27 protein-coding genes are annotated in these 24,432 nt (G+C 64.4%); 11 read left to right on the top strand and 16 right to left on the bottom strand.

Translation table 11 applies throughout. The annotated features are described in order from the left end of the window. Positions 1-7 precede the first annotated feature (7 nt). Positions 8-1,243 (bottom strand): PAS domain-containing protein, encoded by a 1,236-nt coding sequence (locus tag P0X85_RS10115; protein ID WP_275812329.1) that lies wholly within the window; start codon positions 1,241-1,243, stop codon positions 8-10. A gap of 188 nt (positions 1,244-1,431) precedes the next feature. Between P0X85_RS10115 and P0X85_RS10110 the strand changes: the two genes are divergently transcribed. From P0X85_RS10110 to yddG, 5 genes are all read left to right on the top strand, one after another. After that, positions 1,432-2,274, top strand: coding sequence for an EAL domain-containing protein (locus P0X85_RS10110; RefSeq protein WP_275812326.1), 843 nt, complete (start codon positions 1,432-1,434; stop codon positions 2,272-2,274). A 174-nt stretch (positions 2,275-2,448) separates the two neighbouring features. Further along, a complete protein-coding gene (locus P0X85_RS10105; RefSeq protein ID WP_275812324.1) occupies positions 2,449-3,624 on the top strand; it encodes an acetyl-CoA C-acetyltransferase in 1,176 nt (391 codons plus the stop codon). A 114-nt stretch (positions 3,625-3,738) separates the two neighbouring features. Then, positions 3,739-4,461, top strand: a complete 723-nt coding sequence (gene phbB, locus P0X85_RS10100) for a beta-ketoacyl-ACP reductase (protein ID WP_275812320.1) — start codon at positions 3,739-3,741, stop codon at positions 4,459-4,461. Positions 4,462-4,725: 264 nt separating this feature from the next. Further along, on the top strand, positions 4,726-5,664 hold the full coding sequence (gcvA, locus tag P0X85_RS10095) for a transcriptional regulator GcvA (protein ID WP_275812317.1): 939 nt from the start codon (positions 4,726-4,728) through the stop codon (positions 5,662-5,664). Continuing rightward, positions 5,642-6,550 (top strand): aromatic amino acid exporter YddG, encoded by a 909-nt coding sequence (yddG, locus tag P0X85_RS10090; RefSeq protein WP_275812314.1) that lies wholly within the window; start codon positions 5,642-5,644, stop codon positions 6,548-6,550. The genes gcvA and yddG overlap by 23 nt, the downstream gene beginning before the upstream one ends. Before the next feature lie 5 nt (positions 6,551-6,555). On the opposite strand, the gene P0X85_RS10085 is transcribed toward yddG, so the two are convergent. The 3 genes from P0X85_RS10085 to P0X85_RS10075 all read right to left on the bottom strand — a co-directional run bounded on the left by P0X85_RS10085 (position 6,556) and on the right by P0X85_RS10075 (position 7,816). Then, entirely contained in the window at positions 6,556-6,723 is a 168-nt protein-coding gene (locus P0X85_RS10085) for a YdcH family protein (protein ID WP_275812311.1), read from the bottom strand. A gap of 119 nt (positions 6,724-6,842) precedes the next feature. Further along, entirely contained in the window at positions 6,843-7,604 is a 762-nt protein-coding gene (locus P0X85_RS10080) for a tRNA1(Val) (adenine(37)-N6)-methyltransferase (RefSeq protein ID WP_275812306.1), read from the bottom strand. After that, positions 7,604-7,816 carry a putative signal transducing protein gene (locus P0X85_RS10075; RefSeq protein WP_275812303.1) on the bottom strand — a complete coding sequence of 71 codons (213 nt, stop codon included), beginning with the start codon at positions 7,814-7,816 and terminating at the stop codon, positions 7,604-7,606. Before P0X85_RS10075 ends, P0X85_RS10080 begins: the two co-directional genes overlap by 1 nt. A gap of 63 nt (positions 7,817-7,879) precedes the next feature. On the opposite strand from P0X85_RS10075, the gene P0X85_RS10070 reads away from it, so the two are divergent. Further along, positions 7,880-8,881: a polyprenyl synthetase family protein gene (locus tag P0X85_RS10070; protein WP_275812300.1), complete on the top strand. Its 1,002-nt coding sequence runs from the start codon at positions 7,880-7,882 to the stop codon at positions 8,879-8,881. Positions 8,882-8,952: 71 nt separating this feature from the next. On the opposite strand, the gene P0X85_RS10065 is transcribed toward P0X85_RS10070, so the two are convergent. From P0X85_RS10065 to P0X85_RS10050, 4 genes are all read right to left on the bottom strand, one after another. After that, positions 8,953-9,849 (bottom strand): 4-(cytidine 5'-diphospho)-2-C-methyl-D-erythritol kinase, encoded by an 897-nt coding sequence (locus P0X85_RS10065; protein WP_275812297.1) that lies wholly within the window; start codon positions 9,847-9,849, stop codon positions 8,953-8,955. Continuing rightward, entirely contained in the window at positions 9,836-11,551 is a 1,716-nt protein-coding gene (locus P0X85_RS10060) for a tetratricopeptide repeat protein (protein WP_275812294.1), read from the bottom strand. Before P0X85_RS10060 ends, P0X85_RS10065 begins: the two co-directional genes overlap by 14 nt. 163 nt (positions 11,552-11,714) lie before the next feature. Next, a complete protein-coding gene (locus P0X85_RS10055; protein ID WP_275812291.1) occupies positions 11,715-13,364 on the bottom strand; it encodes an electron transfer flavoprotein-ubiquinone oxidoreductase in 1,650 nt (549 codons plus the stop codon). 62 nt (positions 13,365-13,426) lie between these two features. Further along, positions 13,427-14,431: a phosphatase PAP2 family protein gene (locus P0X85_RS10050; RefSeq protein ID WP_275812288.1), complete on the bottom strand. Its 1,005-nt coding sequence runs from the start codon at positions 14,429-14,431 to the stop codon at positions 13,427-13,429. 153 nt (positions 14,432-14,584) lie between these two features. Here P0X85_RS10050 and greA point away from each other — a divergent pair, with 153 nt between their 5' ends. Both greA and P0X85_RS10040 read left to right on the top strand, forming a co-directional pair. Next, positions 14,585-15,055 carry a transcription elongation factor GreA gene (gene greA, locus P0X85_RS10045; RefSeq protein ID WP_275812285.1) on the top strand — a complete coding sequence of 157 codons (471 nt, stop codon included), beginning with the start codon at positions 14,585-14,587 and terminating at the stop codon, positions 15,053-15,055. Positions 15,056-15,086: 31 nt separating this feature from the next. Further along, positions 15,087-16,121 (top strand): hypothetical protein, encoded by a 1,035-nt coding sequence (locus P0X85_RS10040; RefSeq protein WP_275812282.1) that lies wholly within the window; start codon positions 15,087-15,089, stop codon positions 16,119-16,121. A gap of 6 nt (positions 16,122-16,127) precedes the next feature. Here the strand turns inward: P0X85_RS10040 and P0X85_RS10035 are convergent, their stop codons facing one another. Next, entirely contained in the window at positions 16,128-16,757 is a 630-nt protein-coding gene (locus tag P0X85_RS10035; protein ID WP_275812279.1) for a GNAT family N-acetyltransferase, read from the bottom strand. Then, a complete protein-coding gene (gene mobA, locus P0X85_RS10030; RefSeq protein WP_275812276.1) occupies positions 16,754-17,338 on the bottom strand; it encodes a molybdenum cofactor guanylyltransferase MobA in 585 nt (194 codons plus the stop codon). The genes P0X85_RS10035 and mobA overlap by 4 nt, the downstream gene beginning before the upstream one ends. A 122-nt stretch (positions 17,339-17,460) precedes the next feature. Here mobA and P0X85_RS10025 point away from each other — a divergent pair, with 122 nt between their 5' ends. Both P0X85_RS10025 and P0X85_RS10020 read left to right on the top strand, forming a co-directional pair. After that, on the top strand, positions 17,461-18,219 hold the full coding sequence (locus tag P0X85_RS10025; protein ID WP_275812273.1) for an AzlC family ABC transporter permease: 759 nt from the start codon (positions 17,461-17,463) through the stop codon (positions 18,217-18,219). Next, on the top strand, positions 18,219-18,551 hold the full coding sequence (locus P0X85_RS10020; RefSeq protein WP_275812270.1) for an AzlD domain-containing protein: 333 nt from the start codon (positions 18,219-18,221) through the stop codon (positions 18,549-18,551). The genes P0X85_RS10025 and P0X85_RS10020 overlap by 1 nt, the downstream gene beginning before the upstream one ends. A 60-nt stretch (positions 18,552-18,611) precedes the next feature. Here the strand turns inward: P0X85_RS10020 and P0X85_RS10015 are convergent, their stop codons facing one another. Genes P0X85_RS10015 through P0X85_RS09995 form a run of 5 tightly spaced genes read right to left on the bottom strand, consistent with a single transcriptional unit; the run spans position 18,612 to position 22,739 of the window. Continuing rightward, on the bottom strand, positions 18,612-19,268 hold the full coding sequence (locus P0X85_RS10015; protein WP_275812268.1) for a hypothetical protein: 657 nt from the start codon (positions 19,266-19,268) through the stop codon (positions 18,612-18,614). Positions 19,269-19,307: 39 nt separating this feature from the next. Continuing rightward, positions 19,308-19,442: an aa3-type cytochrome c oxidase subunit IV gene (locus P0X85_RS10010; RefSeq protein WP_275812265.1), complete on the bottom strand. Its 135-nt coding sequence runs from the start codon at positions 19,440-19,442 to the stop codon at positions 19,308-19,310. Between the two features lie 59 nt (positions 19,443-19,501). Beyond that, positions 19,502-20,011: a DUF6173 family protein gene (locus tag P0X85_RS10005; protein ID WP_275812262.1), complete on the bottom strand. Its 510-nt coding sequence runs from the start codon at positions 20,009-20,011 to the stop codon at positions 19,502-19,504. After that, complete coding sequence (locus tag P0X85_RS10000) at positions 20,008-21,051, bottom strand: MBL fold metallo-hydrolase (RefSeq protein WP_275812259.1); 1,044 nt, start codon at positions 21,049-21,051, stop codon at positions 20,008-20,010. The genes P0X85_RS10005 and P0X85_RS10000 overlap by 4 nt, the downstream gene beginning before the upstream one ends. Then, positions 21,048-22,739 carry an acyl-CoA dehydrogenase gene (locus tag P0X85_RS09995; protein WP_275812255.1) on the bottom strand — a complete coding sequence of 564 codons (1,692 nt, stop codon included), beginning with the start codon at positions 22,737-22,739 and terminating at the stop codon, positions 21,048-21,050. The genes P0X85_RS10000 and P0X85_RS09995 overlap by 4 nt, the downstream gene beginning before the upstream one ends. A gap of 125 nt (positions 22,740-22,864) precedes the next feature. Here P0X85_RS09995 and P0X85_RS09990 point away from each other — a divergent pair, with 125 nt between their 5' ends. After that, complete coding sequence (locus P0X85_RS09990) at positions 22,865-23,827, top strand: L-threonylcarbamoyladenylate synthase (RefSeq protein ID WP_275812252.1); 963 nt, start codon at positions 22,865-22,867, stop codon at positions 23,825-23,827. 3 nt (positions 23,828-23,830) lie between these two features. Here P0X85_RS09990 and P0X85_RS09985 read toward each other — a convergent pair whose 3' ends face one another. Continuing rightward, entirely contained in the window at positions 23,831-24,391 is a 561-nt protein-coding gene (locus tag P0X85_RS09985) for a YqgE/AlgH family protein (protein WP_275812249.1), read from the bottom strand. Positions 24,392-24,432 lie beyond the last annotated feature (41 nt).

Here is a 24,432-nt window from a genome sequence, read left to right as displayed (position 1 = left end):
GGCTAACTCATCCCGGTTGCGACCTGAGATAGGCCGAGATCGACTGCTCGATCACCTCAGACAGATGCATGATAGATTCGAGCCGCTCCTTGATATCGGCGTGAAACGTGTCGAGCTGATCAATTGTCGACGAAAGCGCACTGCCATTGCCACGCATACGTCCGCACTCGACCCGACCCAGCACCCGGATCGTATCGAGGCCAAGCATTTGCCGACGAATGTCGCGGCTCGCACGTGTCAGCATCCGCGCAAGATCTGCCGCATTGACCATCGCCTCGCGGGCATCCGCGATGCTGCGCCCCATCAAACGCTCGAGCAGGGCAAGTTCAACCAGTGCGTCGATTCCCTCGACTGGCTCGCCCGCATCGAGGTTTTGTGTCAGCTCCGAGATAACCCGGCTGCACCCAAGCAAGAACAGCGCCTTGGCCACGTCGCGTGACATCCGGTCACACATATTCTGGTCGCCAGCCACAAAACTGCGCAGCCGTTCGGAAATCCCTGCCGAGGACGCCTTGTAATTCTCCGAAATCGACGAAATCGGACCACCCGATGGCTCCAGCCGAGATGCCACGATGCGCATGTTGTTGGGAATGGATTGCAGGGCTTCAAAGCTGCGCAACAAACGGCGCTGCTCTTGTGTCGACCGCTCCAGAACGCTGTTCATCTCGATCAGCACATTGGTCTGACGGTCGGTGCTGCGCAGCAATTTCCTGTCGCGCGCCATCAACTCCTGCCCAAGCGCAAAGGCCATGAAGCTGCTATAGCTCGAAAACCCTTTGTCCCGCGCCATAGCGCGCAACATGCCGGCACCGTCCTCCGGATCGAGTCGTTTTTCGCGCTCCATCGCGCTGAATTGTTCATAAAACTCACGGACAACGTCGAAAGTGGGGCTGGATGGCTTCATCCGCAGCGAAAGAAACCCTTCCTCAATCGGCATGACGACCGCGAATACCCAGTAAAAATCACCACTTTTTGTGCGGTTCTTCACATAGGCTCCCATCGGGTAACCCTTGGCAAGCGCATCCCACAAGATCCGGAACACCGCACGCGGCGTGTCGGGGTGACGGACGATTTTATGCGGCGCACCCAGCATTTCGGACCAATCGAACCCTGCGATCCGCTGAAAGATATCGTTCCCGGCCTGAATCACCCCGCGCTTATCTGTGCGAGAATAGAACAGCTCCTCGAAGCCGAAAGGAACCTCTCCGCTTCGCGGTTTGGCAATCTCTGTATGAATGGTCATCTGGCCTCGCATGGGAACGTGCGCCATCGACACTAGAACCGCTTCGTTAAAATCCCCCTTACGCAAGTTCGGCTTTCGCGCTGGATAGCCTCAATGCAGGGTTAACCAGCATTTCGTTAAAAATCGTTGTTTTACCTGTTCTTAGAGGATTGTCGCGAATCTGCGCTGAGTCCGAAATGGAGTTTAGCATGTCCGATCACAGCCGCGACGCAATCGAACCGATCGAACAGGGCATGGAGAGCCCGCTCAACTTCGCGGTCGTGCAGCGAGACCGGGAAACCGTCAACATGGTGCGGCGGGCGGTGGAATGCCGCGATGTGGTCATGGCGTTTCAACCCGTGGTTCAGGCGGCCCGGCCGGAACGCCCTGCCTTTTATGAAGGATTGATCCGGGTGCTCGATCAGACGGGTCGCGTGATCCCCGCCAAGGATTTCATTCCCGCCCTCGAGGCAACCGAACTCGGACGTCAGATTGACTGTCTCGCCTTGGAAATGGGGCTTCAGGCGCTTTCGGAGGATCACGCCCTGCGTCTGTCGGTCAACATGTCCGCCCGCTCCATCGGATACCCAGCCTGGATGAAGACGCTCAACCGCGGGCTGGCGCGCGACGATACGGTGGCCGAGCGGTTGATCCTCGAAATCACCGAAACCTCGGCCATGCAGATGCCAGAACTCGTGACCGTCTTCATGCAAGATCAGCAGGCCCGCGGCATCAGCTTTGCACTCGACGATTTCGGGGCGGGCTACACCTCGTTTCGCTACCTGCGCGAATTCTACTTCGACATTCTCAAAATCGACGGACAGTTTATCCGTGGGATCGCTTCGAACCCGGACAATCAGGTTCTGGCAGAGGCATTGCTCTCGGTCGCCCGCCATTTCGACATGTTCACGGTCGCCGAGTCGGTCGAAACAGCGGAGGATGCCGCCTATCTGACAAGTCTGGGTGTGGACTGCCTTCAGGGCTATTATTTCGGCGCGCCAACGATCATGCCGCCATGGAAAACGCCGCAGAAGGCCGCGATGCGCGCCTGAGAGCGCAAACACCTTCTCGCGCCCAACCGCGAAGATCGCGCGCGCAATAAAATTGCGCATCAAACACCCCCGGCGATGCGAATGTGCTTGACCTAACGGCCTCATAAGGCATGCTGCGCAGCGGCATTAGGGGCGCCGCCCATGCGGGCGCCAGAACCTGTGAGGAGAGGACCCATGACCAACGTCGTTATCGTTTCTGCAGCTCGGACAGCTGTGGGCAGTTTCAACGGCTCGTTCGCCAATACCCCGGCCCATGACTTGGGCGCTTGCGTGATCGAGGCGGTTGTCGCCCGCGCGGGGATCGACAAGGCGGAAGTCTCGGAGACGATCCTGGGTCAGGTTCTGACCGCCGGCCAGGGCCAGAACCCGGCCCGCCAAGCCCATATCAATGCGGGTCTACCGATCGAATCCGCCGCATGGTCGATCAACCAGGTGTGCGGCTCGGGTCTGCGCACGGTCGCCCTTGGCGCACAACACATCATGCTCGGTGACGCGAATATCGTCATCGCCGGCGGTCAGGAAAACATGTCGCTGAGCCCTCATGTCGCGCATCTGCGCGCAGGTCAGAAGATGGGCGACATGAAGATGATCGACTCGATGATCAAGGATGGCCTGTGGGATGCGTTCAACGGCTACCACATGGGCCAGACCGCCGAGAACGTCGCCAACCAGTGGCAAATCTCGCGCGAGATGCAGGACGAGTTCGCGCTCGCATCGCAGAACAAGGCCGAAGCCGCGCAAAAGGCTGGCAAGTTCGCCGATGAGATCGCCGCTTTCACCGTCAAGACACGCAAGGGCGACATCGTCGTTGATAGTGACGAATATATTCGTCACGGCGCCACGATCGAGTCGATGCAAAAGCTGCGCCCCGCCTTCACCAAGGACGGCTCGGTGACCGCCGGCAATGCAAGCGGCATCAATGACGGTGCGGCCGTGGTGCTGCTGATGACCGAAGAAGAAGCCGCCAAGCGTGGTCTGACCCCAATGGCCCGGATCGCGTCTTACGCGACTGCCGGTCTCGACCCGTCGATCATGGGCTGCGGTCCGATCCCCTCGTCGCGCAAGGCTCTTGAGAAAGCTGGCTGGAAAGCCGCCGATCTCGATCTGGTCGAGGCCAACGAGGCCTTCGCCGCGCAAGCCTGCGCTGTAAACAAGGACATGGGCTGGGATACCTCGAAGGTCAACGTGAACGGCGGCGCGATCGCAATCGGCCATCCGATCGGCGCCTCGGGGTGCCGCATCCTCAATACCCTTGTCTTCGAAATGAAACGTTCGGGCGCCAAGAAGGGTCTTGCCACGCTCTGCATCGGCGGCGGCATGGGCGTTGCGATGTGCATCGAAGGCCTCTGAGCCGAAAACCCAAACTTTTTTGCTGCAAATGCAAAATCGGGCGCGCAACTTTATTGCGCGCCCTTATTAATTTCGGTAACAGGATTTCAAAGGCATTAACCCGGAGGAGGAATCATGTCCCGAGTTGCACTTGTCACCGGCGGTTCGCGCGGCATTGGCGCGGAAATCTCGAAGGCCCTGCAAGCCGCAGGCTACACCGTTGCGGCCAACTATGCCGGCAACGACGAGGCGGCGGCGAAATTCACGGAAGAGACCGGCATCAAGACCTACAAATGGTCGGTTGCCGATTATGACGCTTGCGCCGAAGGCATTGCCAAGGTCGAGGCAGAGCTCGGCCCGATCGACGTGCTCGTGAACAATGCAGGGATCACCCGCGACGCCCCCTTCCACAAGATGACCCGTGAGCAGTGGCAGCAGGTCATGGACACCAACCTCTCGGGCGTGTTCAACATGACCCACCCGCTCTGGAACGGCATGCGCGAGCGCAAGTTCGGCCGGATCGTCAACATCTCGTCGATCAACGGTCAGAAGGGTCAATTCGGTCAAGCCAACTACTCGGCGGCAAAAGCGGGCGATCTCGGCTTCACCAAGGCATTGGCCCAGGAAGGCGCGCGCGCCGGCATCACCGTGAACGCGATCTGCCCCGGCTACATCGCCACCGAAATGGTGATGGCTGTCCCGGAAAAGGTCCGCGAGTCGATTATTGGTCAGATCCCGGTCGGGCGCCTTGGCGAACCGGGCGAGATCGCGCGTTGCGTCGTCTTCCTCGCCTCCGATGATGCGGGTTTCATCACCGGCTCGACGATCACCGCCAACGGCGGTCAGTATTTCGTCTGATCCTGCACTTAGCAGGGACGGGGCTGCCCCTTTACAGGGGCAGCCCTTTTTCTATGGGGCAAAGCTCGCGCCACGCGCCGCCAAAGCTGCGCGAACGCCGCACGCCGCAGGGCCATTGCATAGCGCGCCGCGCGCGCCTGAGCCTCGGATGTCGGAATCTGGAGCATTACATCCTCACATCAGTTGATCTTTACACAAGGAACATCGCAAAGCATTATTGACCTGACAAACGAGTATTATTCTCGACTCACAAAAGATTATCTTATGTCAGAAAGATCCGATCACTTACCCCTGACGGCCCTGCGGGCCTTTGAGGCCGCCGCACGTCATCTGTCGTTTCAGAATGCCGCCGCAGAGCTGGGCGTGACGCCTGCCGCGCTGTCCTTCCAGATCCGGCAACTGGAAGAGGCTCTGGGTCAAGCCCTCTTCGAACGCAGCCATCGCGCGGTCCACCTCAACGAGGCGGGATTGCGACTGCTACCCGGTGTCCGCGAAGGCATGGACAGCCTGCGAGCGGCCTGGCGCGCGGCGCACAGACATTGCACTGATCGCATCGTGAATATCACCGCCGGGCCGGCCTTCACCTCGAAATGGCTGGCCCCGAGGCTCTTTCTGTTCGCCGCCGAGCACCCCGAGATCGAGTTGCGGTTTACCGCGACGCTGCGTCTGCTCGATCTGCGCCGCGATGACGTCGACCTCGCCTTGCGGTTTGGCCCCGATCGCCATGAGGGGTTGTCGAGCGGGCAATTGCTGCGCGAATGGTTAACCCCGATGATGACCCCTGCGCTCGCCGCGCGATTCACATCGCCCGAGTCGTTGCGTGAGGCCCCCTTATTGCACCATGACGAGCGCGCGTTCATGCGGCGCCCGGCGGACTGGGCCGGATGGTTCCGGGCCGCCGGGCTGGGCCCGCCCCCTTCCGGTGGCGCGCAATTCTCGCAGGCGGATCATGCGCTGGACGCCGCGATCAGCGGGGCCGGCGTGGTGCTCGGGCGCGCAACATTGGCGCAGGACGCACTGGAGGCGGGGCGGCTCGTCGCGCCCTTTTCTCTTTCCCTTGTGCCGGAAGAAAGCTACCGATTTCTTTGCGCGCCGGGGGCCGAGGCACGCGCCCCCGTTCGGGCTTTTCTGGATTGGCTCATGGCCGAGGCGGCCCGGATCAGCGCACAGGAGGCGGGGCGTGATTTCAGAAGCGACTGGTAAGGCGCGGGCGACCCTGATCGGCTTTTCGGCAGTCATCCTTTGGGCGTTGCTAGCACTTTTCACCGTTGGCTCCGCACCGGTGCCCCCGCTACAACTCAACGCGATCTGTTTTGCCATTGGCGGAGCGATCGGATTGATCTGGCTCGGCGCGACGGGAGAGTTCTCGCAACTCAGTCGCGTGCCGCTGAAGGTCTATGCTTTCGGCACGGCGGGACTGTTCGGCTATCACCTGCTCTATTTCTCGGCCCTGCGTCTCGCCCCTCCCGCCGAGGCGGGGCTGATCGCCTATCTCTGGCCCCTGCTGATCGTATTGTTCTCGGGGCTGCTACCCGGCGAAAAGCTACGGCCGGGCCATATTCTCGGGGCATTGGTGGCCTTTGGCGGAGCCGCCCTCATCGTCGGGCAGTCAGGCCTTGCGCTCTCCGGCGCATCTCTGCCCGGATATGGGCTGGCATTTCTCTGCGCGCTGACATGGTCGGGCTATTCGCTGATTTCACGCCGCCTGGGCACGGTGCCGACCGGAGCCGTGGCGATCTATTGCCTTGCCAGTGCAGCTCTGTCGACCATCGCCCATCTCACACTGGAAGAGACGGTCTGGCCCAGCTCGACGCTTGGCTGGGCCTCCGTTCTGGCCTTGGGACTGGGACCCGTCGGGCTGGCGTTCTTCACCTGGGACATCGGCGTCAAGCGCGGGGATATCCAGCTTCTTGGCACAGCTTCTTACGCGGCCCCGCTGCTTTCAACGCTTGCGCTTATCCTTGCCGGATTCGCCGAGGCAAGCCCGCGCCTGTTGATCGCCGCCGCCATGATTGCAACCGGCGCAGCCCTTGCAGCCCTTGCCGGCAAAGGCGCACAGAAAAAGGCCGGGCAGTTGGCCCGGCCTTGATGCTGTTACGCTTGTTCGAGGCGCTGGATCTCTTCCTTCAGTCGAAGTTTCTGCTTCTTCATCTGCGCGATGTCGAGGTCGCTGATCCCCGGACTCCGGGTCGCGCGCTCTACCTCCGCAGACAAAGCCTGATGTTTCTTGCGAAGTTCGGTAATATGCGAACTCAGCGACATGGGCAGTCTCCTCTCCTGTTATGTGTAAGTTGATTGCAGCACATTCTTTGAGTCGTGTCACGGGTTTGTCGTGATCCCGAAACATGACTCAGCTTGGTCAGCGAAATGTTGCGAAAGCCTTAATGCGCGAGCGGCAATGCAGCCCCCCCGCGCAGCACCGATTGCGCAATATCCGTCAAATCTTCGGCATCACCGGCATGCTGCGGCGCCGCGTGCAAAATCAGCGGCGCCATCAACCGCAACCGCCCGCGCCCGCCCTTGCGGGTCTGGACAATGACGCGCCCGGCATCACGTCCGACACGAGGCGCAATGGGCAGGATGACCGTGCTCCCACCATGCGTCCCGATGGCGGTCAGAATATCGGCAAGCCGGTCCGCATTCTGGATCAGCGTCAGCCAGCCACCCGGATGCAGGCGCCGAAACCCGTGCCGGACCCAATCGACCAAAGGCGTCTCTTCGCGTTGCGCGCGCTCCCGCCCCGGATCGCGGGCGGCCGTCCCGTCCGAGGCCGCGAAATAGGGCGGATTAGCAATCACGTGATCGAAGCTCTGCGCCCGAAGCGCAGCAGGCATCCGGGTCAGATCACCCTCGGTCACCTCCAACGCCGCCGCGTTGCGCGCGGCATTGTCGCGGGCCAACTGCGCATAGGCCGGCTGCAACTCCAGACCTGCCTGACGCAACCCCGGCACCCGCCACGCAAGACACAAGCTTGCAACCCCGGCCCCGCAGCCAAGCTCCAGAACCGATTGACCCGCCCGCGCCGGGCACGCCGCCGCCAGCAACACAGGGTCCATCGCCGCGCGATAGCCAGTGCGGGGCTGGGCGATCATCACCCGGCCATCGAGAAACTTGTCGAGCGTCAGATCCTCGGGCGCGAACATCAGTCAGACCTGATCCCGTTGTCGGTCAGAATCGCCCGCGCCATGAACAGATCCCGGTCGAGCACCATGAGCCTGCGCGGCAATATGCCAATGCTGCCTTCGAGGACGCTCATATGGACGTCCATCTGAAACACGTCTATACCCTCGCCCTCAAGAAGGGCCGCCGCGAGGGAGAGTTTGACCGGGTCGGTGCTGCGGATTAGCTCTTTCATAGTCCCTCACTTACGGGCAAGTATCGCGCCTGTCGAGAAGAGGGAGATCGGGAAGGAAAGATGATGAGCCTCGACGACAAGGCGACCAAACCGCACGACCGGCTCTCCGAAGCGCTGGCCGCTGACATGGATGCCGTGAACGGTCTGATCCGGGACCGGATGGCCTCTGAGCATGCGCCGCGCATCCCCGAAGTGACCGCGCACCTTGTCGAAGCAGGCGGTAAACGCCTGCGCCCGATGCTGACCCTCGCTGCCGCGCGCCTGTGCGGTTATGACGGCCCGTATCACGTGCATCTGGCCGCGACGGTCGAGTTCATTCACACGGCGACGCTCTTGCATGACGACGTCGTCGATGAGAGTGCGCAGCGCCGTGGACGGCCCACCGCTAACCTCTTGTGGGACAATAAATCCAGCGTTCTGGTCGGCGATTACCTATTCGCGCGTAGCTTCCAGCTGATGACCGAAACCAACAACATGCGGGTGCTGTCGATCCTGTCGAACGCCTCGGCGGTGATTGCCGAGGGCGAGGTGCTGCAACTGACGGCGGCGCAGGATCTGCGCACCTCGGAAGAGATTTATCTCAAGGTCATCCGCGGCAAGACGGCAGCGCTGTTCTCGGCGGCGACCGAGGTGGGCGGCGTCATCGCCGGTGCTCCTGAGGCGCAGGTCCGCGCCCTCTTCGACTATGGCGATGCGCTTGGAATCGCATTCCAGATGGTGGACGATCTGCTTGATTACAGCGGTGCGGCGGATTCGATCGGCAAAAATGTCGGCGACGATTTCCGCGAACGCAAACTGACCCTGCCGGTCATCAAGGCAGTCGCCAAAGCAGATGCAGAGGAGCGCGATTTCTGGCGTCGCGTGATTGAAAAGGGCGACCAGAAGGACGGCGATCTGGAGCAAGCTCTGGCCCTTATGGCAAAACACGGCACGCTGAACGCCACCCGCGACGAAGCCCTCGCCTGGGCCGCGAAAGCCCGCACGGCGCTGAGCGCCCTGCCCAACCATCCGTTGCGTGAAATGCTGGACGATCTGGCGGATTACGTGGTGGCCCGGGTGCGGTAAGCGTGCTGGGGGCGCTGCCCCCTCTGCGCTGACGCGCATTCACCCCCGGGATATTTTCAGCGATTGGAATTTCAGGCGGCGGCGTCTTGCGGGCCAAGGATTGGTGCCGCTGCGACCCACCACTCGGGATGGGCGGAGGCAAGCTTCGTCGCCGCATTTTGGGCGTCGGCCGCACTCTCATAGAGGCCCCAGCATGTGCTGCCCGAACCCGACATGTCAGCATCCGCGCATCCTGCGGACGCGCGCAACTGCGTCAGGATTGCTTCGATCTGTGGCGCATAGACGGGCGCATGGGAATCGGTGAGGACCTTTGTCAGATCATTGAATTGACCCAGAGACCAGACCAGCAGGTCTTCGAAATCCGCTTTGTCGCGGAGCGGTTCGTGGCGAAGCGGCGTGGGGTCATAGAGCGCGTCGAACGCCTTGAAAACCCGAGGCGTTGGCATTTCGACGCCGGGATTGACCAGCACAAGCCACGCGGGCGGCAGCGGCGGCAGGGGTTCCACGGTTTCGCCTATGCCACGCATCAGGCTGGGTTGGGGCGCGGCAAGACAGACCGGGATATCTGCACCGAGGGGCAAGGCCTCTTCAGCGCTCAGGGGTGCGACATTCCAAAGCTGAGCGAGGAGCTTGATCGCTGTTGCGGCATCCGAGGAGCCCCCCCCGATGCCACCGCCATGCGGCAGGTGTTTTTCAAGCGAGATATGCGCGCCAGCTTCGATTTTGCGAAGGGACCGCAGCCGCTCCGCAGCCTTGAGGACAAGGTTGCGGCCATCCGTCGGGACGCCAGCCGCGCGCGGGCCGCTCACCGTCAGGCGCAGCGCATCGGCGCGTTCGACCCGCAGCCTGTCACCCACCCCCGCAAAGACGACCGCACTTTCGAGCAAGTGATAGTCGTCCGCGCGCAGGCCGGTCACAAAGAGGGAGAGGTTGACCTTGGCAGGGGCAAGCCCCTCAATTACCTGCATCTTCTGACGCCTTCAGGGGCTCGGCGCCCTCGCGTTCGAGCACCTGATCGAGGCCGATCTCGAGCTTGAGGCGGACACGATCCTTGTCGAGATCCTCGCTCGCCTCGAAGCTGAGCGCGCGTTTCCACTGGAATTCGGCCTCACGGACGCGCCCGACCGCCCAGTAGACATCGCCCAGATGGTCATTGACCACCGGGTCGATCGCCTCCAGTTCGACCGCGCGCTCCATCTGAACCACCGCCTCGTCATAGCGGCCCAGCTTGAACAACGCCCAGCCAAGACTATCGACAATATAGCCAGCATCAGGACGCATCGCGACCGCGCGCGAAATCATGTCCAGCGCCTCGTCGAGATTCTGGTGCTTCTCGACATAGGAATAGCCAAGATAGTTGAGCACCGAGGGTTGGTCGGGGCTGAGTTCAAGGGCCTTGCGGAACCCAGCCTCGGCTTCTGCCCAATTGTCGGACCGCTCCTGCGCGATGGCGCGGGCATACCAGACGAACCAGTCGGCAGGCTGCGGGTCTCCCATCAAATTCACCGCTTTATCATAGGCTTGCGCAGCTTCGGCATAGCGCTCTTCGCGCCGCAACGTATCGCCGAGCGCAATCCAGACACCAGGCACATCGGCATTGGCACGTGTCAGGTTTTCAAGAACCTCAATGGCCGCATCGACCTTCTCCGCGCGCAGCAGAGCATCCGCGCGCCCGACCTCTGCAGCTTGAAAGGCGGGGGAGTCAGGAGCGATCTGCGCATAGGTCGCAATAGCGAGGTCATATTGCTCTTGCTCCTCGAGCAAAGAAGCGGAGAGCAGGATCGCATCGGTATGGTCTGGGCGCAGCCATGTGGCGAGGCGCGAATGGATCAGCGTGTAGCCGTCGGGGACGTCGCCGGCGAGGGCGGAGGCGACGGTGAAATAGACCTCGGCCACGCCATCGGCGGGAGAATTGATGAGCGTGAAGGGCAGCATTTCGCCCGCCTCCAGCCGGTCGCGCAGCCCCTGAATCTCGGGATCGGCCCCGCTCCCGAACGCCTCGTCGAGAAGCGCGATGGCATCGGTGTTGCGCTCCAGTTGGGAGAGGATCTCGACATGGGCGAGCGCCCCGCGCCGCGAGCCATGAAGCACCTGCCCCGCCTCGGAGCCGAAGATCGCATCCGCGCCCTCATAGTCGCCCACAACCGCCAGCGCGAGCGCCTTGTGATAAGAGGCGAACCCCTCCAGACCCGGCTCCTTGACCATCTCGTCAAAGCTTTTCATCGCTTCGGACATCTGCCCGACACCGGCCTGCGCCCATGCTTTGTAAAGCCCGCCGACAAGCGGCCCCGGCTGCGCGCCCGCCGCCAATTTTTTCAAGCCCGCGTTGAAGTTACCGTCCCGCACATCCGCAGCAAGAAGCGTGAGGGCGGCGATCTGGGAGTGGTTCTCGGGCAGGCCCATACGCTCAGCCAGAGCCCGCGCGGCGTCCATATAGCCCGCGCCCAGTTCAGAAATCAGACCCGCCTCGAACGCTTCGGCAGGGGCCTCCCCCGCATCGAGCAAGCGACGGTAAAACCCGGTCGCAGCGGCGTAATCCTTGGCTCCCGCAGCGGTCCGCGCGGCGAGATAGGCGCCCGCATCCTCGGCCTGAACCGGGCTCAGGGCAGACCCCGCCAGAAGGGCTGCGACAAGGGCGGAGCGGAGAAGTCCGGAGCGAATACGCGGCAAGGGAAAGTCCTTTCGATGGCGTCTGTTGCGAAGGTAGCCGCCCCACCCGCCCAACGCAATGCGGGGGCGCCCGAAAGCACCCCCGCAACACGTCTTAGTGAAATCTGGTTTTCAGCCAGCTTTGCGCTGGTTTTGCGCCAGCAAAACGGCTGGCCCGACCAGATCACATATTCGGATAGTTCGGCCCCTCGCCGCCCTGCGGCGTGGTCCAGTTGATGTTCTGCGACGGGTCCTTGATGTCGCAGGTCTTGCAGTGGACGCAGTTCTGGAAGTTGATCTGGAAGCGCGGGTTGCCGGACTCGTCCTCGAGCACCTCATAGACGCCCGCCGGGCAGTAACGCTGCGCGGGCTCGGCATATTTCGGCAGGTTGACCGAGATCGGAACCGAGGCGTCCTTGAGTTGCAGGTGGCAGGGCTGCTGCTCTTCGTGGTTGGTGAAGGAAAACGCCACGTTGGTCAGACGGTCGAAGCTGATCTTGCCATCGGGCTTCGGATAGTCGATCGGCTTGAAGTTCTTCGCCTCTCCGGTCGCGGCCGCATCGGTCTTGCCATGCTTGATCGTGCCGAAGAAGGAGAAGCCGAACAGGTTGTTCGTCCACATGTCGAGCCCGCCGAGCACGAGCGACGGCAGCATCCCCCATTTCGACCACATCGGTTTGACGTTGCGGACCTTCTTGAGGTCCTTCGCAATCGGACCCGAGCGCAGGTCGGTCTCATAGGCGGTCAGCTCATCGCCCTCGCGGCCCGCCTTGATCGCGGCGGCGGCGGCATTGGCGGCGGCGATGCCCGACAGCATCGCGTTATGGTTGCCCTTGATGCGCGGCACGTTCACCAGACCCGCCGAACAGCCCAGCAGCACGGTGCCCGGCGCGGTGAGTTTCGGGATCGACTGCCAGCCGCCCTCGGAGATGGCGCGCGCGCCGTAAGCCACGCGTTTGCCGCCTTCGAGAAGCTCCGCCACCATCGGGTGATGCTTGAAGCGCTGGAACTCCATATAGGGGTAGAGATAGGGGTTCTCGTAGTTGAGGTGGACCACGAAGCCCACATAAACCTGATTGTTATCAAGGTGGTAGATGAACGACCCGCCGCCCGCGTTACCGCCCAGCGGCCAGCCCATCGTATGGGTCACGGTGCCTTCGCGGTGCTTGGCCGGGTCGATCTCCCAAATCTCTTTCATGCCGATGCCGAATTTCTGCGGGCAGTGGCCGTCGGAGAGTTTGAACTTTTCGATCACCTGCTTGGCGAGCGAGCCGCGCACGCCTTCGCCAAGGAAGACATATTTGCCGCGCAGCTCCATCCCCGGCTCGTAGCCGTCGCCCATGGTGCCGTCGGGGTTCTTGCCGAATTCGCCCGCGACGACACCGGCCACCCGGTCGCCGTCCCACACAATTTCCGAGGCGGCCATGCCCGGGAAGATTTCGACGCCGAGTTCCTCGGCCTGCTCGGCCATCCAGCGGCAGACATTGGCCATCGAGACGATGTATTTGCCGTGGTTCGACATCAGGGGCGGCATCGGCCAGTTCGGGATGCGGATCTGACCCGCCGGGCCGAGCATGTAGAAGTTGTCCTTCTTCACCGGCACGGTGATCGGCGCGCCGCGCTCTTTCCAGTCGGGCAGAAGCTCGTCGAGGCCGCAGGTGTCGAGCACCGCGCCCGAGAGGATATGCGCCCCCACCTCGGAGCCTTTTTCGAGGACGACGACCTGAAGCTCGGGGTCGATCTGCTTGAGCCGGATCGCAGCCGAAAGCCCCGACGGACCCGCGCCCACGATCACAACATCATATTCCATCGACTCGCGTTCGATTTCGGCCATTCCCCTCATCCTCCGGCTGCGCGCATAGGCGTTTTTCGTGGCTCTTCGCGGGGATGGTTAGCTTACCTCGCGGAATGAAGCAATTGTGACGCGGCGGCGTTGCGCAACATTCTTTCGTTTTCCTGGCGGGCAAAACGGCGGGCCAGCGCCCGGTTGGCGAAGATGACCGCGAGGATCGAGGCGTAGCCGTCGATGGCGTAATGGTAACCGGACCAGAGCGAGACGAAGAAGATGATGGCGACGAAGGCGAGCCCGAGGGGCGCGAGCCATTTGGCGCGCTCCCAGAGGTAGCAGGCGAGGATGGTGGCGACGGCGAGATGCATCGAGGGGAAGGCCGAGATGCCAAGGCCAAGGTCGAGACCGCCGCCCTCGTAGCGGCGCCAGAGCGCGGCCTGCACCTGACCGATGCCGGTTTGCTCGATCCCGGCAGCGGCGAGCGCTGCGGTGAGATCGGTGAAGCGCTCGGTGCCGAGAAGCCGGTCGTAATAGACCGGGCCGACCGAGCTGCCCGCCAATGCGGTGAGATTGCCGAGCACCAGCCAGCTTGCGAAGAACAGCCAGATATAGCGCATCATGCGGGCGTCATCGTGCTCGGTGGCGACGACGACGATGGGGAAGATGATGGCGACGACGGACCAGATATTGAGGTAGAAAATCTCAAGCGCGCGCCCCCAGGAGGCGGGGACGACTTCATGCGTCCAGACCCATGGATCGGTGCCGAAATGCAGCCAGTTGTCAAAGGCGGCCAGCGCGGGGTCGGCGTAATAGGGCACGAGGTTGGGAATCGCGTTCTTGAGGAAGGAAAACCCGATCGGCAGGAGCACGGCGGCGATGGAGACGAGCGCAAGCGGCGCCGCGCGGCGCAGGAGGTGGCGCCCTCCGAGCGCAATCACGCCGATCAGCACCGCAGGCAGCACGAAAACGCCCATGCCCAGCATCAGCCGACCCATCGCGGCGGTCGTGACCATCGCGTCGCGGGTCAGGCGGACAAAGTCATCATAGACCCAACCCGCCGTGGCGAGGGCCGCGAAAAGGTAAAGAAGCACAGCACGAAAAACGAGTGTCATCGGCGGAATTGACCCGGTTAGCGAAACGTTTCGTTTCCAACTCTAGGGGATGGATGCGGCGAAAATTGGGCGTGACTCTTGACTTCGGGGGGGCATCGCGGAATTACAGCTAGGGATACCGAAATTGCTGTTTTGCGTGACACCAAGGGCTCCATGGAAAAGATACCGATGACCCGCGCGGGCTATACCGTGCTCGATGACGAACTCAAGTCCCTGAAATCCACCGACCGTCCGGCGGTGATCAAGGCGATTGCCGAGGCGCGCGAACACGGGGACCTGTCGGAGAACGCGGAATACCATGCCGCGCGCGAGAAGCAGAGCTTCATCGAAGGCCGCATCAAGGAACTGGAGTCGATTCTCGGCCGTGCCGAGGTGATCGACCCCAAGAAGATGTCCGGCTCGATCAAGTTCGGCGCGACCGTGACGCTGGTCGATGAGGACACCGACGAGGAACGCACCTACCAGATCGTCGGCGAGGCCGAGGCCGATCTGGAAAAGGGCCTGCTGAACGTGAAATCCCCGCTCGCCCGCGCGCTGATCGGCAAGGACGAGGGCGACTCGGTCGAAGTCCGCACGCCGGGCGGCGACAAGTCCTACGAAATCCTCTCGGTTCAGTTCGTCTGACCGGGACCCAACCGCAAAAGGTCGCATCGCCATGAGCGAGGAACGCCCCGGCAAAGCCCCCGAGACCCAGCGCCCGTTGCGGGCACCGGGCGGCGGCATCGCCGAGCCTCGGCTGAGCCGGATCGAGATGATCGCGGCCGGGCTGAGCGTGCTCTGGCTCGCGCTGGTGGCGGTGTTCTACATGGTGGTGCCGGGCAGCGGTGACTCGGGGGGAGTCCTTTCGACAGTCATGGTGCTGATCGGGATTTTCCTGCCGGTCGCCATGATCTGGATGGCGGCGGTCACCGCGCGGACCGCGCGCGAAATGCGTGCCGAGGCGGCCTCGCTGAAGGCGTCGGTCGAATCGATGCGGGCCGCCTGGGTCAACCAGCAGACGATGCGCGCGGGCCAGACGGTCGAGCGCAAGCTCGACGAGATCGCGGCGGCGACCCGGCAGGCGGAAACCACGATCGCCACCTTTGCCTCGCGCCGGGATGGGACGACGGTGCAGCCCTCGGCGGATCGCAAGGCGGCGCTGGCCGCGCCCAAGCCCGCCGATCCGGTCGAGGATCAGCCGACGCTGGCACTTGGCACCCCCGCCGAGGAGTTGCGCGCACCGATTTCGGTCGCGGATTTCGTCCGCGCGCTGAACTTCCCCGACAATGCCGAGGATAAGGAAGGCTTCCGCGCGCTGCGCCGGGCGCTGGAAGATCGCAGCACCGCGAAACTGATCCGTGCGGCGCAGGACGTGCTGAACCTGCTGGCGCAGGACGGCATCTATATGGACGACCTCAAGCCCGACCGCGCGCGCCCCGAACTGTGGCGCCGCTTCGCCCAAGGCGAGCGCGGGCGCGAGATCGCGGCGCTTGGCGGCATCCGGGATCGCTCGTCTCTGGCGCTGAGCGCGGGGCGGATGCGGCAGGACACGGTCTTTCGTGACGCGGCGCACCATTTCCTGCGCCAGTTCGACAAGACCTTCACCGAATTCGAGAAGAACGCCTCGGATCAGAACGTGGCCGATCTGGCCGAGACCCGCACCGCGCGGGCCTTCATGCTGCTGGGCCGGGTGACGGGCACTTTCGACTAAGCGCCCTCAGGCGCGCGTCGCGGGACGGCGCGGCCGGGGCGGGGCCTCACGGCGCAGATCGCGCATCATCACATGGGCGCTGCGAAAGCCGAAAACCGCTTCGGTCAGGCGCGAATGGCGACGGCGGATCACGTCGAAGCCCAGCCGGTCATACAGCGCGCGGGCGCGCAGGTTCTCATCGACGACATCGAGGCGCAGGAAGGGGAAGCCCCGGCGCAGCGCCTCGGTCCCAAGCTCGGTCAGGAGCGCCTTTCCGACGCCCGCGCCGCGCATGTCCTCGCGCACGGCGAACCCGTCCACCATCATCGCGCGCCGCTCGGTATCAAGGGCGAGCGTCGAGAGGCAGACCCCGCGCCAGAGCGCCCCGCCCGGCCCGTAAACGGCAGCCAGATCGTGCCAGCTTCCGCCGACGAAGGTGCCCTCATGGGTGCGGTAGCCGATCACCCCCGCCAGATCGCCATGCTGGTCGAGCGCGGAAATCACGTGGGTTTCATCCATCACCCGGCGAATGAAGCGCAGCGCATCGGCTTCGGGGCCGAGCACGCGGCCCAGCTTGGAGCCGAACACCGCCCAGTAGAGCCGGGCGGCATCGGTGCGGTGATCGGGGCGCAGCCCGTGAAACAGGGTGAAGCTCATGTCCGGGGCCGGGCGATGCGGGCCTCGGCGGCGGCGAGGTCGTCGGGCGTGTTGAGATTGGCGAAGGGATCGGGGATCGCGTCGAAGGCGACGGGGGTGGCCCCGGCCAAGGCGACACGCAGGCGGCGCTCGCCGCTGGCAAAGAGCGTGGCGAGGGCGGCGCGGCCCGCGACCGGCCAGAGCGCGGCGGTCGGGTGGAGGCGTCCGTGTGACGTGGCGAGCGCGGGGCCGCCCGGTTCCGCAAGGCGCCGGGCAAGATCGGTGGGGGCGAAGGGCGCGTCGACGGGCAGGGTCAGGAGCGCATCCGCCCCGCCCATGGCGGCCCAGTCGAGCGCCGCGAGGATGCCGGCCAGTGGGCCTTCGCCGCGGTGGTCGGGGGCGTCATGGAGCACCGGCAGGCCATGATCGGCAAAGCGCGCGGGGTCGCCATTGGCCGAAAGCGCGAGGCGGCGGACCTGCGGGGCGAGGCAGGCGATGGCGTGAGAGAGCAGCGTTTGCCCGCCAAGCGTCAGCAGCGCCTTGTCGGCACCGCCCATGCGCCGCCCCTGCCCGCCTGCGAGGATCACTCCGTCGATGATCATGCCTGCCGTCATCCCGTCTTGCGGCCCTGCGCCCGATTGCGCCCGATACAATCCCGGCCTTGGCGGGCCGGGATGCAGCGCCTATTCCTTAGCGCAACGCCGATCCGAGACAAAGACCCCGAATGACCCAAGCCCAGCCCGATCAACGCCCCGCCCCGGGGCGCATCCGCGCCGCCTATTGGCGGGGTTTCCGGCAAGGCTTGCCGTTTCTGCTGGTGATCGTGCCCTTTGGTCTTTTGTTCGGGGTGGCCGGGACCGAGGCGGGGCTGAACCTTGCCGAGGTGATGGGGTTTTCGATTCTGGTGATCGCGGGGGCGTCGCAGTTCACGGCGGTGCAGCTGATGGTGGATCAGGCGCCCACCGTGATGGTGATCCTGACCGCGCTGGCGGTGAACCTGCGGATGGCGATGTATTCGGCCTCGCTGGCGCCGCATCTGGGGCGGGCGAGCACGTGGCACAAGTCGCTGGTGGCCTATTTCATGGTCGATCAGGTCTATGCGATGTCGATCCAGGACTATGAGACGCGGCCCGAGCAGAGCCTTGCCGAGAAGCTGGCCTATTATGCCGGGGTGTGTTCGCCGGTTTGCCCGCAATGGTATGTCTCGACACTGGTCGGCGCGCTGGTCGGACAGGCGATCCCGCCGGAATTCGCGCTCGATTTCGCGGTGCCGATCACCTTTCTGGCGATGATTGGCCCCGCGCTGCGCACGCTGCCGCATGTGATCGCGGCCTGTGTGTCGGTGGTGGTGGCGCTGGTCTTCGCCTTTCTGCCCGCAGGCACGGGGCTGTTGATCGCGGCGGCGGCGGCGATGATCGCGGGCGGTCAGGCCGAGCTGTGGCTGGAACACGCCCGCGCGCGGCGTGAGCGAGGAGAGCACTGATGCCGGGCTATTCGACGCTGACGATCTGGATCATCATTCTGGCGCTGGGGATCGGCACGTTCTTTTTGCGCTACTCGTTTCTGGGCATCGTGGGACGGCGCGGCCTGCCCGAATGGGCGCTGCGCTATCTGCGTTACACCTCGGTCGCGGTGCTGCCGGGGCTGGTGGCCCCGCTGGTCCTTTGGCCCTCGGGCACGGGCGGTGAACCGGACCCCGCGCGACTGGCCGCAGCGGGGGCGGCGGTGCTGGTGGGGGTGCTGACCCGCAACACGCTTTACGCGATCCTCGGCGGGTTGGCGGTGCTGTATCTGGGGCTTTACCTGATCGGCTGAGCCCAAAGCGAAAGGGCCGGATCGAGACCCGGCCCCTGACTGTCGTCGCAATCTGATCGCTTAGCTGTCGTCCTGGCGCAGCGTCTCGCCGCGCTGACCGACACCGCCGCCGCCCGAGGCGCTTTGCTGGATCATCAGCACGCCGTGGTTGTTATCCGGGTCGCCATCCTCGTAACGCTTGAAGCTGGCACCGGGCAGCTGGCCGAAGGCCTCGGAGAGCTTCATCGGGAAGAAGGTGCGCTTGATCGGCGAGAAACCGGGCGTATCCGAGAGGATATCCGAGACCGAGTTCGCGCAATACATCTGCCCCACCGGACCATAAGCCTGCACCTTGGCGCGCAGCAATTCCGCCGTCTGCATCGAGACCGGAACGGTCTGTTCGATCACGTCGAAGGTCTCACGCGCGTGGTAGTCGATGTAGAATTTCCGGAACCGCTCGGTGATGCCGTAATGGACATCGTTCCGCTCGGGCACGAAGGGGTGATACCAGGTGCCCGAGGGGTCGAACATCACGCGCTGCGTGCCATTGATCATCAGGCCCGAATGACCGCCATTCCCGGTGCGTCGGCTGACGACCGTATAGAGGGTGACCGAAGGCGGCTCGCTGGTCGAGAAGGCGGCGCGTTGCAGCTCTTCGTCGCTGGCCCAGACATATTTGCCGCCCTCACACCCCGCCAGAAACAGCGGCACGATCAGGCAAATGAACAGTCGGCGCATTCGCCTGACCTCCTCACTCTTGGTAATCTCGCGGCCCTATCAGCCGCCTGCCAGAGCGAGAAACACCAGAAACAGGATGATCGCAACCACCGAGTAGGTCACGAATTTCACAAATCCCGCGAATGTCTTTTCCTGGGCACGGATATCCATCTTGCCCGGCTCGTAATCGGCCATTGCGCCATCTCCCTTGGCTGTTCTCCCGAGAACCGGGATAGCGTAGCTGCGACCTCCTGTCACGCCCCCTCTTGCGTCACGGGCGCGGCCGGACGGGCACCGTTGCCGCCCTGCTCCAGACCTTTGGCAAGGCGAAAGCCGATCCGGCGGGGCGGCTCTGCCTCGACGGGTTTGGGCTGCGCGATCAGCATCACGTTGAGCTGGCTCACATGCTGGATGAGCTGGGTGCGCGCACCCTCTTCGTTCTGGCCGTAGAATGTGAGCACATCAGGGGCGAAATAGCCGATCCCCTCGATCCGCAGCACGCCCGCCTCACCGCCGACAAGACCCATAGCGACCTCCTGATCGGCATCGAGTTGCTGCTCGAAATTCTGGATGTAGAGCACCAGCCGTTCATAGGCCCATTGCGCGGGGGTTTTGTCTTCGAGCGGTTCGGCGACCAGTTCGGGGGGCAGCGGCAGGGTTTCGGGCGTATCGGGCGCGTCCTCATCCATGTGAACCACGCGCGCGCACGGCAGGGCCGAGGCCTCATGGGCTTCGGCGGTGGTGCGGATCTCGGTGTCGCTCATGTCAGTCTCCAAAGCCAGGCGCCATCTTCCGCACGGCGGGTGCGGGTCACCTCTCCTTTGTGCAACAGGTGATTGAGATGCGCCACCGCTTCGACCAGGGCGAGGCCGTATTCCGCCTCTCCGATCGGACGTTTGAACAGCGGCGGGAAGCACTCGCAGGCAGTGATCGGCCCCGATTCGAGATGTTTGCGCAGACGGCGGAGCGCGCCTTCGTGGTTCTCGATCATCTGCCGAAGCCGCAATGGCAGGCCGGTGAAAGGCAGCTTGTGGCCCGGCAGAACGAGCTGATCCTCGGTCGCATAGGGCTGCATCGCGCGGGCGGAGGCGATCCACTCGGAGACGGGATCGGCGCCGGGTTCGGTCGCATAGACCCCGAGATTGGCCGAGATCGAGGGCAGAAGCTGATCGCCGCCGATCACCAGCGATCCGTCCGCGGACCAGAGCGTCGCGTGATCGGGCGCGTGGCCATGGCCGATCCGCACGGTCCAGTCGCGCCCGCCAAGCGTGAGGGTCTGACCGTCGGAGAGGCGGGTGAAGCCCAAGGGCAGCGGGTGGACGCAATCGGCAAAGTTGAACGGGCGCTCGACGGCACGTTTGGCGAGAAGCTCCGGGTCCATCCCCGCGCTGCGCCAGTAGTCGAGCGTTTCCGCGACCGGGACGGGTTGCGCGTCGAGTTGCAGCATCCGCGCGAAAAGCCATGTGGTGCGGGTGCAGATCAGCTCTGCCCCCTGCCCCTGCAACCAACCTGCCAGCCCGATATGGTCGGGGTGGTAATGGGTGACGAGCACCCGCGAGACCGGCTTGCCGCCCAGCGGCCCGTCAAGCGCGGCCTGAAGGGCGGCGCGGCATTTGCGCGTGTCGATGCCGGGATCGACCAGCGTCCAGCTCTCGCCCTCATCGAAGGCAAAGCAGTTCACATGGTCGAGCGCCATCGGCAGCGGCAGCCGGAGCCAGAGCACGCCCTCGGCCACCTCGGTGGCCTGGCCGTGCTCGGGCGGGTCCGCGAACGGGGTGCGCAGCTTGCCCGGTGTCGGGCTCATGCGCCCATGTCTTCGACGGTCAGGTCATAGAGCGGCTGCGCGCCATCCTTGGCTTCGGCCAGCGCGGCGGCGTATTGCGGCAGCAGGCGGCGGATATAGACGGCGGCGAGTTTCGCCCGCGCCGACCCCTCGCCCGCGGCAATCGCCGCGCGCAGGTGGTAATGCGCGCCGAGCACGCGGGCAAAGGCGCGCAGATAGGGCGCGGCCCCGGCGAACCGGTCCTGCATGTCCTGCTCGACCAGCCATTCGGTGCTTTCACGCAGCGATTCGGCGGCGGCCCAGACATCCTCGGCCAGATCGGGCAGCGTCGCGCGGGCGGCCTTGGCCTCGTCCTCGACCTCTTGCAAAAGCGCCATCGCCGCCTTGCCGCCATCCATCATCTTGCGCCCGACAAGGTCCATCGCCTGAATGCCGTTGGTGCCTTCGTAGATCGCGGTGATGCGGGCATCGCGGAGATATTGCGCGGCGCCGGTTTCCTCAATGAAGCCCATGCCGCCGTGAATCTGCACGCCCTCGCCCGCGGCCCAGATGCCCATATCGGTGCCGAAGGCCTTGGCGATCGGGGTCAGCAGAGCGGCGCGCGCCTTCCAGTCGGCCTCGCCGGTGGCGTGGCCCATATCGAGCGCGACCGCGCAGGCCAGCGCGATGGAGCGTGCGGCGAAGATGTCGGCCTTCATTGTGGCGAGCATCCGGCGCACATCGGCATGTTCGATGATCGGCGTGAACTGCACGCGGTCCTGCGCATATTCGAGCGCCTTCTGATAGGCGGCCTCGGCCACGCCGATGCCCTGCACGCCGACATTGAGGCGCGCGTTGTTCATCATGGTGAACATCGCGGCCATGCCCTTGTGGGGCTCGCCGACAAGCCAGCCGGTCGCGCCCTCGAAGCTCATGACGCAGGTCGGCGAGCCGTGGATGCCGAGCTTGTGTTCGAGCGAGACGACCTTGAGGCTGTTGGCGACGCCGGGATTGCCGTTCTCGTCCGGGATCAGCTTGGGGACCATGAAGAGCGAGATCCCCTTGGTGCCGGGTGCGCCATCGGGGAGGCGCGCGAGCACGAGGTGGCAGACGTTCGAGACGCAGTCATTGTCGCCCCAGGTGATAAAGATTTTCTGGCCCGAGACCGCATAGGTGCCATCGCCATTCGGCTCCGCCTTGGTGCGCAGCGCGCCCACATCCGAGCCGGCCTGCGGCTCGGTGAGGTTCATCGTGCCAGACCATTCGCCCGAGGTGAGTTTCGGAAGATAAAGCGCCTTGATCTCGTCGGAGGCGTGCGATTCGAGCGCCTCGATCTGGCCCTGCGTCAGCAGCGGGTTGAGTTGCAGCGCGAGATTCGCGCCCGACAGCATGTCATTGACCGAGACGTTGATCGCCTGCGGCAGACCCATGCCACCATATTCCGGATCGGCGGCGATGCCGACCCAGCCGCCCTCGGCGATAGCGGCGAAGGCCTCTTTGAAACCGGGCGACGAACGCACGACGCCGTTCTCAAGGCGTGCGGGCGTCAGATCGCCATCGCGGTTGGTCGGCGCGATGATCTCGTCGCACATCCGGCCCGCCTCGGTCAGGATCGCCTCGACCATGTCGGGGGTCGCCTCGGCATAACGCTCGGTCGCGGAAACGGGCGCCAGCGGCACCACGTGGTCGAGGATGAAACGGATTTCCGAAACCGGTGAGCGATACGGCATGGTGTTCTCCCTTGGGCGCGGCTTGGCAAACGGGGCGCGCGCGCGTATGTCCTGAAACTCTCGCCCGCCAAGTTACCGCAAGGTCACGGGCCTTCAATCGCAACGCTGCGTCACGAGTGCCGCCCATGACGACCGAAACCGAATTGCTGCCCCCCGATGCGCCGGGACTGACCCGCGCGGCAGATCTGCTGCGGGCGGGCGCGCTGGTCGCGCTGCCGACCGAGACAGTCTACGGGCTGGCGGGGGATGCGCGCAACGATCGCGCGGTGGCGGCGATCTTCGAGTCCAAGGGGCGGCCACAGTTCAACCCGCTGATCGTGCATGTCGGATCGCTGGCCGAGGCCGAGGCGATTGCGGAGTTCAGCCCGCAGGCACGGGCGATTGCGGCGGCGTTCTGGCCGGGGCCGCTGACGCTTGTGCTGCCGGTGCGGGCGGACGCGGGGATTTCCGAACTGGTGACGGCGGGCCATAACACGGTGGCGATCCGGATGCCCGAGCATCCGGTGGCGCGCGCGCTTTTGACGGAATTCGGCGGACCGCTGGCCGCGCCTTCGGCCAATCCCTCGGGCAAGATCAGCCCGACCACGGCGGGCCATGTTTTGGACGGTCTGGGTGGTCGGATTGCGGCGGTGATCGACGGCGGCCCCTGCGCGGTGGGGGTCGAATCGACGATCCTGTCGCTGGACCCGCCCCGAATGTTGCGGCCCGGCGGGCTGCCTGCTGAAGTGTTGGAAGAGGCCTTGGGCGCGCCTTTGGAACTGGGTGGCAATGCCGAAGCGCCGAATGCGCCGGGGCAGCTCAGCTCGCATTACGCGCCGGGTGCTGCCGTGCGTCTGGGCGCGCGTGAGGTCGGGGCAGACGAGGTCTGGATCGGGTTCGGACCGGGCTGCGCGGGGGCCGATCTGTCGCTCTCTCCCACCGAGGATCTGGTCGAGGCGGCGGCTAATCTGTTCAGCGCCTTGCGCGCGGCGGACCAGCTTGCGGCAGAACGGCGCGCGCGCGGGATTGCGGTCGCGCCGATCCCCGAGCATGGGCTGGGCCGCGCGATCAATGACCGGCTGCGGCGGGCAGCGGCGCCGCGCCCCTGAGGCTCAGGCGCGCCCGGCAGAGGCCGAGAGCGTGCGCGGGTCGATCCCGAGATTTTTCAGCGCGCGCTCCCATTTCGTTGCGTGCTCGCCATCGAGCGCCAGCGCCTCGTCAGCCTCGGCGGTGAGCCAGCCATTGTCGAGGATCTCGGCCTCGAGCTGCCCCGGCCCCCAGCCCGCATAGCCCAACGCGAAAAGCGCGCGGTCGGGGCCGACACCGGCGGCGATGTCTTCGAGAATGTCGCGGGTGGCGGTCATCGACATCGTATCGGACACGGCCAGCCCATCCTTGGAGCCGCGCCATTCCGAGGTGTGAAGCACGAAGCCGCGCCCAGTCTCGACCGGACCGCCAAAGAGGATCGGCTGCTTGCCCGGACGATCCGATGCGGTCACCGCGATCCCAAGCTGTTCGAGCAGGTCTTCGAGGCGCGGTTCAGGCAGCGGCTTGTTCACGATCAGCCCCATCGCCCCCTCCGGCGTATGCGCGCAGAGCATGACGACGCTGTGCTCGAAGCGCGGGTCGCCCATGCCGGGCATCGCAATCAGGAGTTTGCCTGTCAGGTCCATCGCCACCTCCATCGGGAACAATCCGCCCCTTTCCTTCAAAC

Source organism: Pseudothioclava nitratireducens, assembly GCF_029210495.1.
Classification (GTDB): Bacteria; Pseudomonadota; Alphaproteobacteria; order Rhodobacterales; family Rhodobacteraceae; genus Pseudothioclava; species Pseudothioclava nitratireducens.
This window is presented reverse-complemented; position numbering and strand designations above follow the sequence as displayed.